This is a genomic window from Falsigemmobacter faecalis (assembly GCF_003863335.1).
Classification (GTDB): Bacteria; Pseudomonadota; Alphaproteobacteria; order Rhodobacterales; family Rhodobacteraceae; genus Wagnerdoeblera; species Wagnerdoeblera faecalis.
In genome coordinates, this window is the sequence record NZ_RRAZ01000040.1 from 12848 (window position 1) to 31963 (window position 19116).

17 protein-coding genes are annotated in these 19116 nt (G+C 64.1%); 12 read left to right on the plus strand and 5 right to left on the minus strand.

The genetic code is table 11. From position 1 onward, the window contains the following. Genes fliP through fliF form a run of 4 tightly spaced genes read right to left on the minus strand, consistent with a single transcriptional unit; the run spans position 1 to position 3430 of the window. Positions 1 to 789 (minus strand): flagellar type III secretion system pore protein FliP, encoded by a 789-nt coding sequence (gene fliP / locus EG244_RS17880; RefSeq protein WP_124966536.1) that lies wholly within the window; start codon positions 787 to 789, stop codon positions 1 to 3. 3 nt (positions 790 to 792) lie between these two features. Beyond that, complete coding sequence (gene fliN / locus EG244_RS17885) at positions 793 to 1089, minus strand: flagellar motor switch protein FliN (RefSeq protein ID WP_233589060.1); 297 nt, start codon at positions 1087 to 1089, stop codon at positions 793 to 795. A 4-nt stretch (positions 1090 to 1093) separates the two neighbouring features. After that, a complete protein-coding gene (locus tag EG244_RS17890) occupies positions 1094 to 1780 on the minus strand; it encodes a FliH/SctL family protein (protein WP_124966538.1) in 687 nt (228 codons plus the stop codon). A gap of 6 nt (positions 1781 to 1786) precedes the next feature. Continuing rightward, the gene (fliF, locus tag EG244_RS17895; RefSeq protein ID WP_158617358.1) at positions 1787 to 3430 is read right to left on the minus strand and encodes a flagellar basal-body MS-ring/collar protein FliF; all 1644 of its coding nucleotides are present in this window, start codon (positions 3428 to 3430) and stop codon (positions 1787 to 1789) included. Positions 3431 to 3560: 130 nt separating this feature from the next. Between fliF and EG244_RS17900 the strand changes: the two genes are divergently transcribed. Genes EG244_RS17900 through EG244_RS17915 form a run of 4 tightly spaced genes read left to right on the plus strand, consistent with a single transcriptional unit; the run spans position 3561 to position 5983 of the window. Continuing rightward, entirely contained in the window at positions 3561 to 4082 is a 522-nt protein-coding gene (locus EG244_RS17900) for a flagellar basal body-associated FliL family protein (RefSeq protein ID WP_158617359.1), read from the plus strand. Then, positions 4079 to 5074, plus strand: coding sequence for a flagellar motor switch protein FliM (locus EG244_RS17905; protein ID WP_124966541.1), 996 nt, complete (start codon positions 4079 to 4081; stop codon positions 5072 to 5074). The genes EG244_RS17900 and EG244_RS17905 overlap by 4 nt, the downstream gene beginning before the upstream one ends. After that, positions 5052 to 5375, plus strand: coding sequence for a hypothetical protein (locus EG244_RS17910; protein WP_124966542.1), 324 nt, complete (start codon positions 5052 to 5054; stop codon positions 5373 to 5375). Before EG244_RS17905 ends, EG244_RS17910 begins: the two co-directional genes overlap by 23 nt. Beyond that, positions 5372 to 5983, plus strand: coding sequence for a MotE family protein (locus EG244_RS17915; protein WP_124966543.1), 612 nt, complete (start codon positions 5372 to 5374; stop codon positions 5981 to 5983). Before EG244_RS17910 ends, EG244_RS17915 begins: the two co-directional genes overlap by 4 nt. Positions 5984 to 6348: 365 nt before the next feature. On the opposite strand, the gene EG244_RS17925 is transcribed toward EG244_RS17915, so the two are convergent. Continuing rightward, positions 6349 to 7713, minus strand: coding sequence for a dicarboxylate/amino acid:cation symporter (locus EG244_RS17925; protein WP_124966544.1), 1365 nt, complete (start codon positions 7711 to 7713; stop codon positions 6349 to 6351). A gap of 206 nt (positions 7714 to 7919) precedes the next feature. Between EG244_RS17925 and EG244_RS17930 the strand changes: the two genes are divergently transcribed. The 8 genes from EG244_RS17930 (at position 7920) to EG244_RS17965 (ending at position 18682) form a co-directional block, all read left to right on the plus strand. Further along, positions 7920 to 9578 (plus strand): sensor histidine kinase, encoded by a 1659-nt coding sequence (locus tag EG244_RS17930; RefSeq protein ID WP_124966552.1) that lies wholly within the window; start codon positions 7920 to 7922, stop codon positions 9576 to 9578. Then, positions 9575 to 10918, plus strand: coding sequence for a sigma-54-dependent transcriptional regulator (locus EG244_RS17935; RefSeq protein ID WP_124966545.1), 1344 nt, complete (start codon positions 9575 to 9577; stop codon positions 10916 to 10918). Before EG244_RS17930 ends, EG244_RS17935 begins: the two co-directional genes overlap by 4 nt. A 102-nt stretch (positions 10919 to 11020) precedes the next feature. Next, positions 11021 to 12511 carry a histidine--tRNA ligase gene (hisS, locus tag EG244_RS17940; RefSeq protein WP_124966546.1) on the plus strand — a complete coding sequence of 497 codons (1491 nt, stop codon included), beginning with the start codon at positions 11021 to 11023 and terminating at the stop codon, positions 12509 to 12511. Positions 12512 to 12514: 3 nt separating this feature from the next. Next, positions 12515 to 13618 (plus strand): ATP phosphoribosyltransferase regulatory subunit, encoded by a 1104-nt coding sequence (locus EG244_RS17945; RefSeq protein ID WP_124966547.1) that lies wholly within the window; start codon positions 12515 to 12517, stop codon positions 13616 to 13618. After that, positions 13615 to 14322, plus strand: a complete 708-nt coding sequence (hisG, locus tag EG244_RS17950; RefSeq protein WP_124966548.1) for an ATP phosphoribosyltransferase — start codon at positions 13615 to 13617, stop codon at positions 14320 to 14322. The genes EG244_RS17945 and hisG overlap by 4 nt, the downstream gene beginning before the upstream one ends. 116 nt (positions 14323 to 14438) lie before the next feature. Next, positions 14439 to 15467, plus strand: coding sequence for an N-acetyl-gamma-glutamyl-phosphate reductase (argC, locus tag EG244_RS17955; RefSeq protein WP_124966549.1), 1029 nt, complete (start codon positions 14439 to 14441; stop codon positions 15465 to 15467). Between the two features lie 3 nt (positions 15468 to 15470). Continuing rightward, the gene (gene ccmE / locus EG244_RS17960; RefSeq protein ID WP_124966550.1) at positions 15471 to 15914 is read left to right on the plus strand and encodes a cytochrome c maturation protein CcmE; all 444 of its coding nucleotides are present in this window, start codon (positions 15471 to 15473) and stop codon (positions 15912 to 15914) included. Between the two features lie 830 nt (positions 15915 to 16744). Continuing rightward, a complete protein-coding gene (locus EG244_RS17965; protein ID WP_124966551.1) occupies positions 16745 to 18682 on the plus strand; it encodes a nucleoside-diphosphate sugar epimerase/dehydratase in 1938 nt (645 codons plus the stop codon). Positions 18683 to 19116: the final 434 nt, after the last annotated feature.

Genomic DNA, 19116 nt, shown 5'->3' on the forward strand with positions numbered 1-19116 from the left:
TCAGGAGCCTGCATAGGATTGCATGAGCGAGCCGGCCAGCATGAACCAGCCATCGATCAGCACAAAGAAAATCACCTTAAAGGGCAGCGAGATCATCACCGGCGGCAGCATCATCATACCCGCGCCCATCAGCACCGATGAGACCACCAGATCAATCGCAATGAAGGGCAGAAAGATCAAAAAGCCGATGGTGAAGGCGCGGCGCAGCTCAGAGATCATGAAAGCCGGGACCAGCACCGACCAGGGCGTCTCTTCGCTGAGCGTGACCACCGGGCGCTCTTCACCGCTGCGCGAGGCATTGATGCTGAGGAAAAGATCGATGTCTTTTTCGCGGGTATTGGCGGCCATGAACTGATGGAAGGGCGCGATGATGCGCGGGAAGGCCGTCTCTTCGTCCAGCGTGCCCTCGATCATCGGGGCCAGCCCGTCCTCCCAGGCGGTCTCAAAGACCGGCTGCATCACGAAAAGCGTCATGAAGAACGCCAGCGCCGTGATGACCATATTGGGCGGTGACTGCTGCAGCCCAAGCGCCGAGCGCAGCATGGAAAACACAATCACAAAGCGGGTGAAGGAGGTCATCACCACCAGCATCCCCGGCGCCAGCGACAGCGCCGTCATCACCCCGATCAGCTGAATGACCCGGCCCGAAAGCGGCGCCGTGTCAGAGCCGGGCTCTGCCATGGCCCCCGACAGCCCCTGCAACAGGCCCGACAGGTCCTGCGCAAAGGCCCCTGTGGCCGCGACCACAAGGCTGAGGGTAAGGAGCGGCAGAAGGCGGCGCATCTGCATGGCTTAAAGCTGCGAGAGGTAGTCTTTGACGATCTCGGTCAGCGTGACGCCAATCCGGTTTTCGCCGACTTTCACCAGATCGCCGCGCGCCACCAGGCGGTCGTTGATCATCACATCCACCGGCTCACCGATCTTTTTGTCCAGCTCAATTACCGAGCCGCGCGACAGCGCCAGCAGCTGATTGATCGGCATGCGCGAGCGGCCCAGCACGATCTGCACATCAAGATTGACGTTGAGCATCGCGCGGATGCTGCTGTCGTCGGCCTTGCCGGTGTCACCGGCGGCCAGAAGCTGGGCCATGAATTCAGGGCTGTCCGTGGTCATCTGATCCCTCCGTCGTGGCCTGTGCCGCCTCACGCGACAGCAGGTCCAGGGTTGCGAGGATCTCCGTCAGGAGCGCCTCGGGGTGAAAGTCGGCATGACCCGCAGTCCAGCGCGCGCGGGCAGCACCCGGGGCCAGATCTTCCGCGGGCAGCAGGCGCAGCGCCGCGCCGCCTGCGGTTTGGGTGGTGGCAAATTCGCTCTGCAACCGCGGCAGGGCCGCGGGCGGCACTTCCAGCGTCAGCCCGCCCGGACCCTCCGCCAGCGAGAGCGCCCGGCGGCAAAAGGCCTCCAGGCGGCGCGGACCGAAACGCGGGCCAAACTCGGGCAACAGGCGCTCAGCAAGGGCGCGGGTCAGCCCGATCAGATCGCGCTCGCGTTCTTTGCGGTGATGGCTGAGAGCGCCGCGCAGGGCCGCGATTTCCGGGGCCAGGGCCGCAAGGCTGGCCGTCGCGCGGGCCGAGCCCTCTTCTTCGGCGGCGCGCCGACCCTCAGTCAGCCCCGCGGCATGGCCCTCGTCGCGGCCCTCCGTCCGGGCGCGGGCCAGCTCGGCAGCAAGCTCTTCTGCGGTCAGGCTGACCCTGATGGGCAGCTCGGGCAGGTGCTGCGCGGCGGCGGGCAGGGCCGCCGCGTCTTCGGCGTCAAAATCGCGGTCAAAGAGAAAGGACATCGCGCGTCAGTGCTTCTGGTTCAGCCAGATACGGATCTGGCGCAGCGCGGCATCGCCGTCTTTTTCCACAAGGCGGCCCAGCTCTTCGATCTTCTGACGGGTGACCCCGCCGCGCACCGAGGAGATGGCCACGAAGTCGCTGTCATCCCCCGCCTCAGGGTCTGCGGCGTCACCGGCGGCGCGTTCGGCACCCTCTGCCTGGTCAGGGACCTCGGCAGCCTCAGCTTCAGCCTCCGTGGCGGGCAGGGGGGTCGCCTCAGGTTCCGGTGTGCCCGACGCGGGGCGGCTCATAAAGCGGTTGATCACCGGGCGCAGGCCAAAGACCAGGATGGCCACCATGGCGAGTGCGACAATCCAGCGCATCATGCCGGGGATATGGCCAAGCAGCGATTCCGCCACGCTGGCTTCCGGCGCATTGGGCAGCACGCCGCCGTCTTCGATAAAGCGCAGGCTGTCGAGGGTCAGGCTGTCGCCGCGGCTCTCATCAAAGCCCATGGTTGAGCGCACAAGCTGGCTCAGACGCTCAAGCTCTTCGGGGCTGCGGTCGCGGTAGCCGCTGTCATCCGAGGTGCCGTTGACCAGAACCGCGACCGACAGACGGCGCAGCCCGCCCGGCTCAATCACCGTCTCAGACCGGGTGGAACCAATCTCAAAGCGGGTCTCATCTTCCTCGCGGCTGCGATCCTCAGAGCGTCCGCCACCGGCGTCAGAGGCACCGCCCGCACCGGGAAGATTGTTCAGCACATCAAGGCTTTGCGCCGATTTCTCGCTGTTCTTTGCGGCCTCACTGACCGAGCGGGTCTGACGCGCCACGCGGCCGTCAGGATCAAAGCTTTCGCGCAGGATCACTTCGCGCGTGGTGGCAAGCTCTGCCGCCACCCGCACGCGGACATTCCCGGCACCGACACGGGCCGAAAGGATCTGCTCAATATTGCGCACGAGGCGCTCTTCCATGGCGATGCGGGCCCCGTGAACGGCACCGCTGCCATCGGCGCTGTCGCCGTCAGCCGCCAGGATCGTCTCGCCCGAAGCCGAGAGCACCGTCACCCGTTCCGGCGAGAGGCCGGGCAGGGCGGCGGCGACCAGACTGCGCACCGAAAGCGCCTGTTTGCGCTCCAGCGTGGTGCCGCGGCGGGTGCGGATAATGACGGCAGCGGAAGGCTCAGGGCGGTCGGCGGAAAAGGCCTCACGTTCGGGCAGCACCAGATGAACGCGGGCGGAATCGACCACATCCAACGTTTGAACAGACCGCGCAAGCTCGCCCTCCAGCGCGCGCAGGCGGTTCACCTGCTGCAGGAAGGTATTCATGCCAAGGCCGCTCTGGTTGTCGAAAAGCTCCCAGCCCGGAACACCTTCGGCGGCAACTCCGGCCTCCGCGAGGGCCATCCGGGCGCGGGCAATATCAGTTTCCGGCAGACTGACAAGGGTGCCATCGGGCGAGACGCGCGGCTTAAACCCGGCCTGCTCCAGCGCGCGCACCATGGCGGCGCCTTCTGAGGCAGAGAGATCGCCTGCCAGCGGGCGATAAACCGGGGCCAGCACCACCGACAGTCCGAAAAGCACGGCGGCCATGATGGCCAGACCGGTCGCACCCAGAGCGATCAGCCTGCCGCGTCCGAGAGAGGCAAGATTGGCCAGGATCTGTTTCACGCCTGCAGTCCACCCGTCATGTATAGATTCCTCTCAGCCGCACTTAGCATGTATAGTTTAAAACACTGACTTGCTATTCTTGTTATTCTTGAACTAAGCGAGAGTAAATAGACGGTTAATGGAGGCATCTATGGCGACCGGACAGCCGGCAACGGATCAGAAGGGCAAAAGCACCGGGGGCAAAAACCGTATGCGGTGGGTGCTGGCCGGAGCTTTTGCCATTCTGGTGGTGGGTATCTCCGCAGGCGCAGGCATCTGGCGCATGCAGCAGCCCGCCGTGGTCACCGAGGGCCAGACCATCAGCGCCGCCCGCGCCGCCAGCGGCCAGATCCTGCTGCCGGTGGGGCGGATTACGGTCAATGTCACCGCCAGCGGGCTTTCGGGCGATCGCCGCAGCCGCTTTCTGGTGATCGAGCCGACGCTGCTTTATGACGCGGCCTTTGACGCAGGCGCAGAGGGCCGCCGCATGGCCGATCTGCAACCCGCGCTGCGCGACAGCTTTATCGAATATCTGTCGCAGCTGCATGAGGACGATGTTTACGGCAGTGCCGGTCTGGCGGATCTGCGCCATGAACTGCTGCGCCGCGCCCGCCTTGTGACCGCCTCTGAGGCGCCGATCAGCATTCTGCTTCAGGACTTCGTGCTGCAATGACCGATGAGATCCGCCTCGACACCCCCGAGCCGCAGCGCGCCGATGACAGCGGCTTTGAGCCCATGGGGCTGAGCCCGCCGCGTCCGCTGGAAGAAGAGATCATCGCCCGCGCCTCGGCCAATCATGAGCCGCTGCCGATGCTTGATGTGATCTGCGCGCGGATCGCGGCGGGCTTCAGCCCGATGCTGAAAAGCCAGAACGGCTTTCTGAGCGAGACCGACGCGCGGGCGCCGCATTATGACAGCTGGGGCCATGCCCTGGCCGGGCTGCACCGCGACAGCTGTGCGGTGATCGGCCAGTCGACCTGGGGCGGGCCGGTGCTTTTCGCGCTCGATCCGCAGTTTCTCCATGCGGTGATGGCGGTGATGCTGGGCGGCGCTCCGGGGCGCGACGCTCCGCCGCAGCGCGCCCCCACGGTGCTGGAAAAGGCCTTTGCCGCCCGTCTGCTGGGCCAGGCCGCCCAGGAAGCCGAGCAGCATTTCAGCCGCATTACCGAGGTGGGTTTCCGCCTTGAGCCGATTGAGAGCCCGGTACAGATCGCTTCGCTGCTGGCCGGGAGCGCGCAGGTTGCGGTCTTTGAGATGCAGGTGACGCTGGGCTCGGTGACCGGCCTTCTGACGATCCTGCTGCCGCTCGACACGCTGGAGCCTGCGCGGGCGCATCTGGGCAAGATGTTTCTCGGTGAGCGGCTGGGGGGCGATGCCTCCTGGCGCGATCACTTTGCCGGACAGATCGGCACCGCCACCCTGCAGATTGAGGCCGAACTTCACCGTCTGCCGCTGCCGCTGGCGGAAGTGCTGTCCTGGAAGCCGGGGGTCACGCTGGATCTGGGCATCACGCTCGGGACCGAGGCCACGCTGCGCTGCTCGGACCGGGCGATCCTGCATGGGGTCACGGGGCGGCGCAAAAACGGCAGGGTTGCGGTGAAGATCACCCGCGAGGCGGGAGAGCCCGCGCCGCGGGGGGATGATGATGATCTCCTGGGCGATTGATGCGCTGATCCTGGTGCTGCTGTTTGCGGCTCTGGGCTGGGGGTTGATCCTCGGGCGGCGCATCGCGCGGCTGCAGGCGGTGCTTGTGGAGCTTGCTCCCGTGCTCCAGGCCTTTTCCGATGCGGTCGATCAGTCTGAGCAATCGCTTGAGGCGCTGCGCAGCGAGGCCGACCGCCTTGAAACTGCCTCGCGCCGGCTGCCCGCCGATCTGCCCGCAACCGCAACCGCCTCAGCCGTGCCCGACCGCGGCGCGCTGGTGCGTTCGTTTTTTGAGACAGCCCGAAGAAAGGCCCGCGGATGAAGCGTGTTCTGATCCCGGCGGCCCTGCTGGCCGTGCTGCTGCCCGTCCTGCTGTCGGCCCAGACCGCAGCGCCTGTGGTGCTGGCCGATGGGGATGAGCCCAACGGCATGGCCGCGCTGGAGGGCGCACCTGCGCCCAAACCCAATGCCGAACAGTCGAAAATCGCCCAGGAACCCGGCCTTGCCGGAGAGCTGCTGGCGGCCATCGCGGCCGAGCGTCAGGCCCTGAGCGACCGCGCCGCGACGCTCGATCTGCGCGCGGCTGAGATCGGTTTCGCCGCCGCCGCTCTGGCAGAGCAGGAACGCCAGCTGACCGCGCTGAAGGGCGAGATCCACCAGCTTCTCGGGTTGGCCGAGACCCGCCACAGCGAGGATATCGCGCGGCTTGTGAAGATCTACCGCGCCATGAAGCCTGCCGAGGCGGCGGCGATCCTGTCGAATGCCGATCTGGAGGTGACGGTGCTGGTCATCGCCGCCATGCCCGAGCGCGATTCCGGCCCCATCCTTGCGCGGATGAATATGGTCCGTGCCCAGGCGGTCTCAAAAATCATCCTTGAGCGCTCACGCCTGCCGGGCGATCAGCGGCTTCTCAATCTGAAGATCAACTGAGCGCCGCAAAATCGGATCAGCCGCAGGCCCCGCGCCTGCGGCTTTTGCATGGTCAGGGCAGTCACCTCAGATCCCGCTCGTCTGCGTCTGCCGGGGGGGTAGTTGGGGGAGCGGGCCTCCGGGCCGGATCCGGCACTTGGGGATGTCGCTCAGCGCATTGGCCCGCAGTCCCGGCGCAAACGGATGCCGGATGCGCCATCATGATGCGAGACCGCGAAGCGGAAGGCCTGCGGTCCTCCTGTCAGGACTGCAGGCCCGGCAGGCCCGGCAGGCTTTGCAGGACCTGCCGGCGCGGCTCCCGGCGCATAGCAAAACGCCCCCGCAGATCCTGCGGGGGCGTTTCTCGTTTCCTGAATGGAGGGGTCTCAGTCCGCCGAGGCTTCGCCGAAGCGCAGACCTGCCGGGGCAGAGGTCATCTCAGGTGCCGCCACCGCGTCGGGCGTCCTGCCGCTCAGGACCGCATCAAGCTGCTCTTTGTCGAGCGCGTTTTCCCAACGGCTGACCACTACGGTTGCGACCGCATTGCCGATGAAATTGGTGATCGAGCGGCATTCCGACATGAAACGGTCCACGCCAAGGATCAGCGCCATCCCCGCCAGCGGCACGGTCGGCACCACCGAGAGGGTTGCGGCCAGGGTAATAAAGCCCGCACCGGTCACACCCGCAGCCCCTTTGGACGAGAGCATCGCCACCAGCAGCAGGGTGATCTGCTCGCCCAGCGAGAGGTCGGTGTTGGTGGCCTGCGCAATGAACAGCGCCGCCAGCGTCATATAGATATTGGTGCCATCGAGGTTGAAGGAATAGCCGGTCGGAACCACCATCCCCACGACCGGGCGCGCACAGCCGGCTTTTTCCATCTTCTCCATCAGACGCGGCAGGGCCGATTCTGAAGACGAGGTGCCCAGCACCAGCAGGATTTCCTCTTTCAGATAGCGGATCAGCGCCAGGATCGAGAAGCCGTTAAACCGCGCCACTGCACCAAGGATCACCAGCACAAAGATCGCCGAAGTGATGTAGAAGGTCAGCACCAGTTCCGCGAGGTTCACCACCGAGCCGATGCCATATTTGCCGATCGTGAAGGCAAAAGCCCCAAAGGCTCCGATGGGTGCCAGCTTCATCAGGATGTCGACCACCCGGAAGATCACCTGACCCGCCGCTTCAAAGAGACGCACGACCGGCTTTGCAGGCTCGCCCACCAGGATGACGCCCACACCAAAGAGGATCGCCACAAAGAGAACCTGCAGAATATTGCCCTCAGTGAAGGCCGAGATCAGCGTGGTCGGGATGATCTCCATAACAAAGCCCGTCAGGGTCGATTCATGGGCCTTGGCCGCATAGCCCTGCACGGCCGCCGGATCGAGGGTGGCGGCGTCAATGTTCATACCCGCACCGGGCTGAACCACATTGGCGACCACCAGGCCCACGATCAGCGCCAGCGTCGAGAAGACGAAGAAATAGCCAAAGGCCTTACCGGCCACCGAGCCCACGCCCTTCAGGTTTCCCATGCCCGCAAGGCCGGTCACGATGGTGATAAAGATCACCGGCGCGATGATCATCTTCACCAGTTTGATGAAGCCATCGCCAAGCGGTTTCAGATCGGCACCGAGCTGCGGCCAGAAATGGCCGATCAGCGCGCCGAGGATGATCGCCATGATCACCTGAATATAAAGAACGCGGTAGAAAGGTTTGCGGGCCGGTGTCCCGGCTCCGGCATCAGGGTTAAATTGCATGGGGGGCTCCTCCGGGCGCCATTACGTCACTGGCGGCAGAATAGTGATTCCGCGGGCAGGCCCCATTTTTCCGGTGATTTTCTCGGATCCCTTATTTTATTGGCCGGATCCTCAGGGCTTTCCCGGAAAATTGTGCGGTTTTCCACACACCCCGGATCTGGTAGTCTCAGATCTGATACAGTTTTGTGACGAGGTCCCTGCGCGCCATGCCCCGCCTGCCTGCCCGAACAGCGCGCCTGATCCCCCGTGTTCTCATGCTGGCCGGGGCCTGCCTTGCCGTCACCGCCGCCTTTGAGGTCAGCCGCCGCACCGTGCGCGCGGCGCTTTTGAATGAGGCGCAGATCATTGCGCAGTCGCGGGTGCAGACGCTGGAAAGCATTCTGGCGGTGCAGCGCGCCGTGGCGGGCACCCTTGCGGATGACGGCCTGGCCCGGGCGGCGCTGGTCAGCGGCGACAGCGGGCTTGCCGAAGAGGTCTCGCGCAAGCTGGCCTATCTGCGCGCCGAGACCGGCAGCACGATTATCTATCTGGTCGATACCAAAGGGCTGACGATCTCAGCCTCCAACTGGCAGGAGCCCGACAGCTTCGTCGGCGGCAATTACGCCTTTCGCGAGTATTTCCGCAAAGCCCTCACCGAGGGGGTGGCGCTGGAATATGCGCTTGGCCGTAACAGCGGGCGGCCCGGGCTTTATCTCTCGCATGACATCCGCGAGGGTGGCAGGCTTCTGGGCGTCATCGTCGTGAAGATGGAATTTGAGGCCATGGAGACCGGCTGGGCGCGCAGTTTGGCCCCGAGCCATGTCACCGACCCGACGGGCCAGGTTGTGCTGGCGTCTGATCCCTCTCTGCGTTTCCGCCGCCCCCCGGCCGCCGCGGGACGGCTTCAGGTGCAGGAGCCGGTCAGCGGCGCGGCGGGCTGGCAGCTGACACTTTATACCTCTGCTGCCGCGTCCTGGCGGGCAGGGGTTGCGGGCGGCCTTGTCATGGCCGCCATTCTGGCGATGGTCTTTGCCCTTGGCCGCAGGCGGCGGCGGATCTTTGAAGCGCGCCGTGCGGTCAAAGAGGCGACGCTGCAGTATCAGCGCGATCTGGAGCAGGCGGTCGAAGATCGCACCCGCCTTCTGAAGGCCGAAGTGGAAGAGCGCCACCACGCGGAAGAGCGTCTGGCCCATATGCAGGGCGAACTGGTCCAGGCCAACAAACTCGCAACCTTAGGCCAGGTCACCGCGGGGCTCGCGCATGAGGTGAACCAGCCGCTGGCGACCATTCGTCTGCTGGCCGATAATGGCATGGCCCTGCTGGACGATGATCCGGAAGAAACCCGGACCAACCTGCGCCAGATCGCAGGCATGACCGAGCGGATCGACCGCATCACCACGCAGCTGCGCGGCTTTGCCCGCAAAGCCACCGGCGAGTTGAAAGCCGTCCCCGTGCCGGAGGTGATTGAGGCCTCGGTGCTGCTGACGGCCTCGCGCCGCCGGGTGCGGGGGGCAACACTGGTCATTCGCGGCGATGATCCCGATCTGAAAGTCCGGGCCGAAGCCGTGCGGCTCGAGCAGGTGCTGGTGAACCTGATCCAGAACGCCCAGGAGGCGCTGCATGACACCCGCGATCCGGTCATCACCCTGGAGGTCACGGCGGATGAGACCACCGTCACCTTTGATCTGCGCGACAATGGCCCCGGCATTGAGCCCTGGATGGTCCCGCAGCTCTTCATGCCCTTCGCCACCTCGAAAAGCGAGGGCCTCGGGCTGGGGCTGGTGATCGCCCGCGATATCGCGCGTGACTTAGGCGGCGAGTTAAGCCTCGCCCCGCCGATCCCTGGCGAAGGCGCCCATTTCATTCTGAGGCTGCAACGCGCATGAGCGATAAATTCCTGGTCCGTCTGGTGGATGATGATGAAGACCTGCTGGCCGCAGAGCTGCAAAGCCTGAAGATCGCGGGCTTTCGCGCCGAAGGTTTCAGCGATCCGCGCAAAGCGCTGGAAGGCATCACGGAGGATTATCCCGGTGTGATCCTCTCTGATGTGCGGATGCCGGGGATGGATGGCTTTGAGTTTCATCGCCAGATCCGCGCCATTGACGAGGATCTGCCGGTGATCCTGCTGACCGGCCATGGCGATGTGCCCATGGCAGTAGAGGCAATGCGGGCAGGGGCCTGGGATTTTCTCACCAAACCCGTCTCGCTGGATCAGCTGACGGCGGCGCTGCGCCGGGCGGCGCAGGCCCGGGCGCTGGTGCTGGAAAACCGCAGCCTGCGGCAGATGAAAAGCCAGCCGCTGCCGGTGCGCGGCGATCTTCTGGGCGTGAGCCCCGTGGTCACGAGGCTGCGCGATGCCGCTGCACGCCTGGGCGAGGCCGGGATTGATGCGCTGATCACCGGGCCCACGGGGGCGGGCAAAGAGGCGCTGGCCCATGCCATCCAGGCCCTGGGCAGCCGCGCCAACCGCCCCTTCGTGCATGTCGCCTGCGACACGCTCGATGAGGGGCGCTTTGACAGCGAGTTCTTCGGGGCCGAGGCGGGCCATCCCGATGCGCCGCGCCACAGCCGCCTGGTGGGCCGGATTGAGAAGGCCCATCGCGGCACGCTTTATCTTGACCGGGTGGAGATGCTGACGGCGCCGCTGCAGGCGCGGCTTCTTCATGCCATTGAGACCCGCTCGTTCTGGGCGGCCGGGGCCACCAGCCCGCGCCCGCTGGATCTGCATGTGCTGGCCTCTACCTCTGCCGATCTTGGCGCGCTGGCGCGGGAGGGCAGTTTTCACGCCGATCTTTACTACCGTCTCTCGGGTGTCACGCTGCATGTGCCGCCGCTGGCGGAGCGGCGCGGGGATATCCCGGTGCTCTTTCGCGCCTTCCTGATAGAGGCCTGTCAGCGCTATAACCTGCCGGTGCCCGAGATCACGCCCTTTGTGCGCGCGCGGCTCGACAGCCATGACTGGCCGGGCAACGGGCGCGAGCTGCGTCAGTTTGCCGAAGCCCAGGCGCTTGGGCTGACCGGAAGTGAGGCAGGGGGGGCGGATGCGCCCACCGATCTCTCCGGCATGATGGCGCGCTATGAGGCGGGGCTTTTGCGTGAGGCGCTGCGGGCGACGAAAGGCAATGTCACCAGGGCCATGGCGCAGCTTAATCTGCCGCGCAAAACCTTTTACGACAAACTCGCCAAACACGGGCTTCAGGCCGAAAGCTTCCGCGACCGGGGCTGAAGCCCGGGCCTGAGCGTCGCGGCCCGCCCCCTTGCGCTTGCCCCAGAAGCAAGCATCCGCTAAGCCCGTGCAGCCAGACACGAAGGCAGATGAGGCCAGAAGATGACCAGGGAAAAAGCACCCCGACGCCCGCGCGCTGAGACCCCGAAAGGGTTTCGCGACTATTTCGGCGCGGAAGTGACCGAACGCAAAGCCATGCTCGATGCCATTGCCGAGGTGTATCATCTTCATGGTTTTGAAGCCCTGGAGACTTCGGCGGTGGAAACCGTTGAGGCGCTTGGCAAATTCCTGCCCGATGTGGACCGCCCCAATGAGGGTGTCTTCGCCTGGCAGGAAGAGGAAAAAGACTGGCTGGCACTGCGCTATGACCTGACAGCCCCCCTGGCGCGGGTTGCGGCGCAATACCGCAATGATCTGGCCTCGCCCTACCGGCGCTATGCCATGGGGCCGGTCTGGCGCAATGAAAAGCCGGGGCCGGGCCGTTTCCGTCAGTTCTATCAGTGTGATGCCGATACCGTCGGTGCGCCCTCAGTGGCGGCGGATGCGGAAATCTGCGCCATGCTCGCCAATGCGCTGGAGCGTGTGGGTATTCCGCGCGGCGATTATGTCGTCAAGGTCAACAACCGCAAGGTGTTGAACGGCGTCATGGAAGTCGCGGGCGTTCTCGACCCCACCGATCCGGCGAAATTTGAGACCGAGCGCGGCATCGTGCTGCGCGCCATCGATAAGATCGACCGTCTGGGCGATGCGGGCGTGCGTCTGCTGCTGGGCGAGGGTCGTAAAGACGACTCGGGGGATTTCACCAAGGGTGCGGGCCTCTCGGCGGAACAGGCGGAAGTGGTTATGGGCTTTGTCTCCGCCAAACGCGCTTCGGGGGCTGCCACCGTGGCGCGTCTGCGCGAACTGGTGGGCAATTCGGTGCTTGGCGCGGAAGGCGTCAATGAGCTGGAGACCATCGCCACGCTGCTGGATGCCCAAGGGTTTGGCGCCGACCGCATTGAGCTCGACCCCGGCGTGGTGCGCGGCCTTGGCTATTACACCGGCCCGGTCTTTGAAGCGGAGCTCACCTTTGAGATCCTGGATGAGAAGGGCAATAAGCGCCAGTTCGGCTCGGTCTCGGGGGGTGGTCGCTATGATGATCTGGTGAAGCGCTTCACCGGTCAGGCGGTGCCTGCAACCGGCGTCTCGATCGGTGTGGACCGCCTGCTGGCAGCTCTGCGCGCCAAGGGCCGCATGGGGGCAGAGGCTGCGGGGCCGGTTGTGGTGACCGTGATGGACCGCGACCGGATGTCGGATTATTTCGCCATGGCCGCCGATCTGCGCAATGCGGGCATCCGGGCGGAAGTCTATCTCGGCAACCCCAAGCAATTCGGCAACCAGTTGAAATATGCGGATAAACGCCAGTCGCCCATCGCGGTGATCCAAGGCTCGGATGAGGCGGCGCGCGGTGTCGTCGTGCTGAAAGACCTGGTGCTGGGTGCAAAGATCGCCGAAAACGCCACGCTGGAGGAATGGAAAGACCGTCCCGCACAGCGCGAAGTGGCGCGGGGCGATCTGGTCGCCACCGTGCGTCAGATGCTGGCTGAGGGGTAACTCATGCCGATTTCCCCCGCCGCCCGGCGTGAAGCCGCCCGCCTGAAAGCCGCTTTTGAGGCGGCGGGGGCCCTGCCGGTTGAGGCAGATACCCTGCTGCCCGCCGATACGCTGCTCGATCTTTACGGCGAGGACATTCGCGGCCGCGCCTATGTCACCCAGGATCCTCTCCTGGGTGAGATGATGCTGCGCCCGGATTTCACCGTCCCGGTGGTGCAGATGCATATGGCCCATGGCGCCGAGCCTGCGCGCTACTGCTATTCCGGCGAGGTTTTCCGCCGTCAGGACCGCGATGAGGGTCGGGCGCGGGAATATCTGCAGACCGGCTATGAGGTTTTCGCCCGCGAGAACCCCGCCGAGTCGGATGCCGAAGTCTTTGCGATGTTCTCGCAGCTTCTGGTGCCGCTGAAACTGCGCGCGGTGATCGGGGATATTGGCCTGCTGCTGGCGGCGGTCAATGGCCTCAGCACCTCTGAGACCCGCAAGGCGGCGCTGCGCCGTCATGTCTGGCGCCCGAAACGCTTTCGGGCGCTGCTGGACCGCTTCTCGGGCGCGGCTCCGGTCGCTCCGGCGCGGGTGAAGCTGCTGGAAAAGCTGGCCACCGGCTCCGCCGCCGATCTGATGGCGGACGCTGGCACCTTCATCGGCCAGCGCAGCCCGGCAGAGGTTGAGGCCCGCGCCGTAGCCCTGCTGGAAGATGCAGGCACCCGCCATATCCCCACGCGTGAGGCCGATCTGCTCGATGATCTGCTGCGCGTTGAGGGCGCGGCCCCCGAGGCGCTGAAGCGGCTTGAAGACATCGGCACTGAGCTTTCCTCAATCCGTCCGGCCATCGCGCTGATGGAGGCGCGGCTTGAGGCGCTGTCCGAGCATGGCATCAATGTCGATCGTCTGGGCTTTGAGGCCAGCCATGGCCGCACCACGATGGAATATTACGACGGCTTCGTCTTTTCCTTCATGGCCGATCAGGAGGGTCTGCCCCCGGTCGCCAATGGCGGGCGCTATGACGCGCTGACCCGGGTTCTGGGGCAGGGCCGTGAAATTCCGGCAGTCGGCGGCATCATCCGTCCGGGCCTGCTGGCGCAGCTGAAGGAGGCCCGGGTATGAGCCTTCGTATCGGGGTGCCGTCCAAGGGGCGGCTGATGGAAAAGACCTTTGAGTGGTTTGGCGCGCGCGGCGTAACCATGGCGCGCTCGGGCGATGACCGGGAATATTCCGGCCATGTCAGCGGCATCGGCGGCGTGCATCTGGTGCTGCTCTCGGCGGGGGAAATCCCGCGCGAATTGTCGGCGGGCCGCATCCATCTGGGCGTGACCGGGACCGATCTCATCCGCGAAAAGCTGGGCGGCTGGGAAACCCGGGTGGCGGAAGTCGCCCCCCTGGGCTTTGGTTTTGCCGATCTGATCATCGCGGTGCCGAATGCCTGGATCGACGTGGATACGCTCGATGATCTGGATGCCGTGGCGGCGCAGTTCCGCGCAGCCCATGGGCATCGCCTGCGGATCGCCACCAAATACCACCGCCTCGTGCGCGAGTTTTTGCAAAGCGCGGGTGTTGCGGAATACCGCCTCGTCGACAGCCAGGGCGCGACGGAAGGCACGATCCGCAATATGACCGCAGAGGCCGTGGCGGATATCACCTCTTCGGGCGATACTCTGCGGGCGAACCATCTGAAAATCCTCTCAGACGGCCTGGTGCTGAAATCCCAGGCCGAGCTTTTCGCCGCGCGCCGCGCCAATTGGGATGCGATTACGCTTGCGCGTCTGAGCGAGCTTTGCGCAAAACTCGGGGTTGAAGCGCCCGCGCTTTAATCCCCGCCTCCGGGCCGCTCTCACCATGGCGCGAGCGGCCCGCCCGCCTTGAAGTTAAGGCTTGCAAGGTGCCCCGATTGGGGCGAAAAACGCCCCCGAAAACAGGGAGCTGCGCCATGACCCACCGTATCGCCATCCTCGGAGCCTCGGGCTATACCGGAGCCGAGCTTGTCCGCCTGATCGCCACCCATCCGGAGATGGAAATCGTGGCGCTGTCAGCCGACCGCAAGGCCGGGCAGGATATGGCAGAGGTCTTTCCCTTTCTGCGCCACCTGACGCTGCCGAAGCTGGTGAAGATCGAGGAGATCGATTTCTCGCAGGTCGATCTGGCCTTTTGCGCGCTGCCGCATGCCACCACGCAAAAGGTCATCGCGGCGCTGCCGAAGGATCTGAAGATCGTCGATCTGTCGGCGGACTTCCGTCTGCGCGATGTGGCGGATTATGAGAAATGGTACGGCCAGCCCCATTTTGCCCCCGAGCTGCAGCCCGAAGCCGTCTATGGCCTGACCGAGTTTTACCGCGATGAGATCCGCAATGCGCGCCTCGTGGCAGGCACCGGCTGCAATGCGGCGACCGGGCAATATGCGCTGCGTCCGCTGATCTCGGCGGGGGTGATTGATCTCGACCGCATCGTGCTGGATCTGAAGGCCGGTGTGTCGGGCGCGGGCCGCTCGCTGAAAGAGAACCTGCTGCATGCGGAACTCTCAGAGGGCACTCACAGCTATTCGGCGGGTGGCAAGCATCGTCACCTTGGCGAGTTTGACCAGGAGTTCTCAAAACTCGCGGGTCGTCCGGTCCATGTGCAGTTCACGCCGCATCTGATGCCCTTTAACCGCGGCATCCTGATGACCGTCTATGTCGATGGCGATCCGGCAGTGATCCATCAGACCCTGGCTGAGGCCTATAAGGGTGAAACCTTCCTGCAGGTGCTTCCTTTTGGCGCACTCCCGTCAACCCGGGATGTGCGGGGCTCAAATTTCTGCCATATTGGCGTCTCCGGCGACCGCGTGCCGGGCCGTGCGACCATCGTGGCGGTGCTGGATAACCTGACGAAAGGCTCGTCGGGTCAGGCACTGCAGAATGCCAACCTGATGCTGGGTATTGAAGAGACCACCGGCCTGATGCTGGCCCCGGTCTTTCCGTAAGATATGAAAACGCTGAAAAAACGCCGCCGTATTCAGATTATCGTCGTTGCCGCTGTGGCGCTGGTCCTGTCGACCGCGCTCATTGGCTATGCCATGCGCGACGGGATCAACTTCTTCCGTTCGCCCTCGCAGGTTGTGGCTGAGCCGCCGCCTGCCACCGAGACCTTCCGCATCGGCGGTCTGGTCGAAGAGGGGAGCATTCAGCGCGGGCAGGGGGCCACGGTGCGTTTTGTGGTGACCGATGGCGGCGCGAGTGTGCCGGCTGAATTCACCGGCGTGCTGCCGGATCTTTTCTCGGAAAACCAGGGCATGGTGGGCACCGGGAAACTGGTGGACGGGGTCTTTATCGCCAGCGAGATCCTCGCCAAGCACGATGAAACCTATATGCCCAAAGAGGTTATGGATGCTCTGAAAGAGCAGGGCGTCTATAAAGACGCCACCAATTAACACTGAAAGCCCCGCCCCTGGCGGGGCTTATTGCTGAGTTGGTCTGCCAGGGTCAGAAAGCTGTCGGACAGCGGCTTTTCTTTATGAAAGGTTCCGTCCCGGGCCGGGGCCCCGATTGATCCGGGTTTTCGGGTCATAATCTCTCCCTCCGGCAGCGGGGACCTGCGTGAAGATGGGGATCCTCAGCTCCCGGTGTCATCAGGGCGACACGCCTTTTGATGATCACGCTGTCGGCACCGAGCAGCCGCTTCCCGCTTGCCGCCATAGAGAGCCGTCAAATCATTTCCCGACTCATGGTCCATCCCAGGGGCGCTCCCGGCTATACGGAATAACCCTTCAGGCTACCGGTCACGCAACTGCTTGATTTGGTTCAGATGAACAGCGAGACCTCGGGCAGGCCCGAGCGGCATTTTCGCCCCCGGATTGCGGCGGGCCCAGCTTTCGCCTGGAATGCCAGATGTGTGTCCGGCGAGGTCTTCTTTTCCTGCTTCTCGCCCCGCACGCGGCATGATGCCATCGTAGCGCGGAAAATCTACTATCGTTTCGGTTGTGGATTTCGCAGCCGGAACAGATCCACATCCGAAGGTCACCTGACAAAGCCCTGACCCAGAAGGTTATTTTTTGGTCGGTTGGTCCACCAATTCAACTTTTGCGAGTGAACTCCGCGCTTAACCTTAATTTAAGACTCCGGGCATACCGTCAAACAGACTTTTGATCGTATGCTTAGGTGGTGGACGGGATTTGCGGTATCATGGGCAGGCTGAGCGGTGATCAATGCCGCGCTTAATTCTCTGTTGTCACTTTCAAGGGGCAGCAAGCGGGCGTTGCAGGTGCTGGCTGACACGGCTCTGCTGATATTCAGCTATGCGGCGGCGCTCGCGCTTCGTTCGGGGGATCTGATGGCTGCCGCGTTGCCGGGGGCCTGGATGGCCTTTGCCGTTGCCCTTCCGGTCTCGCTTTTTGCCTTTATCCGTCTGGGCTTCTACCGCGCCGTGATCCGCTATGTCGGGACGCGCGCGGTGCTGACGATCACGGCCGGTGTCCTGCTCAGCTGTCTGACTATGGCGGGCGCGGTCGCCTCGCTGCACCTGGCGGTTCCGCTGACAGTCCCGATTCTCTATGCGCTGATTGCTTTTCTGACCGTGGGGGGCATCCGTTTTGCCTTTCGGGCGCTCTATCTGCGCAGTCACAGCCGCGCGCGGATCCGGGTCATCATTTACGGGGCAGGGCAGTCCGGTCGGCAGACCGCGCAGTCACTGCGCGACGGCGCCGATTTCAACCCGGTCGCTTTCGTTGACGACAGCCCCGAACTCTGGGGCGCCACGCTGAATGGTTTGCGGGTGTTTTGCTCCCAAGATCTGCCCGCGCTTATTCACGATTATCAGGCCGGGCGGATTTTGCTGGCGGTGCCCTCGGCCACGGCGCGGCAGCGTGCACAGATCCTGCGTCGGCTTGATCATCTGCCGGTCCACGTTCAGACACTTCCGGATATGGATCAGATCCTGCGTGGCCTGCATCGGCCCGGCGAGGTGACTGAGGTACCGGTTGAGGATCTTCTTGGCAGGGATGTCGTCCCGCCTGACCGCGCGTTGATGGGCGCTGATATCACCGGCAGGGTGGTGATGGTCACGGGCGGGGGCGGCTCAATCGGGTCGGAGCTTTGCCGGCAGATCCTGCACCAGCGCCCGAGTGAGTTAATCATTCTCGACCACTCCGAATATGCGCTTTACGCGGCCGGACAGGCATTGCGCCGCCACGTGCAGAGTGACGGGCCGGGCGTGCGGATCTCTGAGTGCCTGATGTCGGTCTGCGACCGCGACTCGCTTGAAAAGCAGATGCGCAGCCGCGGTGTGGCGACGGTGTATCACACCGCCGCCTATAAGCATGTGCCCCTGGTAGAGCTAAACCCTTTTCCGGCAATCAGAAATAATGTCTTCGGTACTCTGTCCTGTGTGAGGGCGGCTTCCGGCGCAGGGGTGAAGAAATTTATCCTGATTTCCTCTGATAAAGCCGTACGCCCCGGGAGTATCATGGGCGCCACCAAGCGGATTGCAGAGCTGATCTGTCAGGCTGAAGCGGCGGGTGCGCAGGGGATGCGGGTCTCGATGGTGCGATTTGGCAATGTGCTGGCCTCGTCGGGTTCGGTGGTGCCCCTCTTTCGCCGCCAGATCGCGGCGGGTGGCCCGGTGACCGTGACCCACCCTGACGTGACGCGCTACTTCATGACGATCCCGGAAGCCGCGCAGCTGGTCATTCAGGCGGGAGCCATGGCGCGGGGGGGGGAGGTGTTTTTGCTCGATATGGGTGAGCCGGTGAAAATCGTTGATCTGGCTGAGCGGATGATCCGGCTCTCTGGTCTGAGGCCGGTGATCTGCGGCAGCGCGGGGTCGCCTGTGCTTTTGCCTCAGGGCAGTATCGCCGTGCAGTTCAGCAGTCTGCGGCAGGGCGAGAAGCTGCATGAAGAATTGCTCCTTTCGGATAATGCACTCCGGACGTGCCACCCGCGCATCCTCAGCAGCTCGGAACCGCCCGTCACCGCAGAAACGCTGGCGCGGCTCCTGGAGGCATTAAGACGCTGCATAGCCTCAGAGGATCTGGTGGCACTTCAACAACTCCTGCGCGCAGCCCCGGTTGGCTATGTGAAAGCCCGGCAGCACAATGTATCTGCACGAGGCGAAGGTGCGATACAAAAAGGCGCCGGGCGAGTGCAGAGCACGAAGCGCGCAGCGGTCATAGCGAAAGGCAACAGCGTGGCAGCGGGTGTTTGAGAGTCATTTTAAATTGTAATTCAAGTAGTTAATCCGCAGATATGCGGGGAGGGGTATTGAAATTCATCCGAATGTGATGAATTTTTTGGTCGCGCCTCTCGGTACAGGCCCCGCTACCTGACCCCAGCTGATGCGCGCTCCGATTTCGGGACTTCATTCCTATCGTCCCTCACTAGAAACTGTGTCTGGCATCTCACTAAGCGGCCCATCTCTGTCGCGATTTGAGTATGGCGTTCGCTATGGTCACGAGCCGTCTGGCGATGATTATGACTTTATGTGGCTTTCCCTTCTCGCGCAGACGCAGTGCTGCGGCCTTCAGGATCGGATTATGCAAGGAGGCAACGAGCGCGGCCTGAAATAAAGCCTGCCGTAAATCCCGTCGCCCCCCGGGCGATCATCCGGCGTCCCTTCAGGGCGCCGCTGTCGTGAGAGAT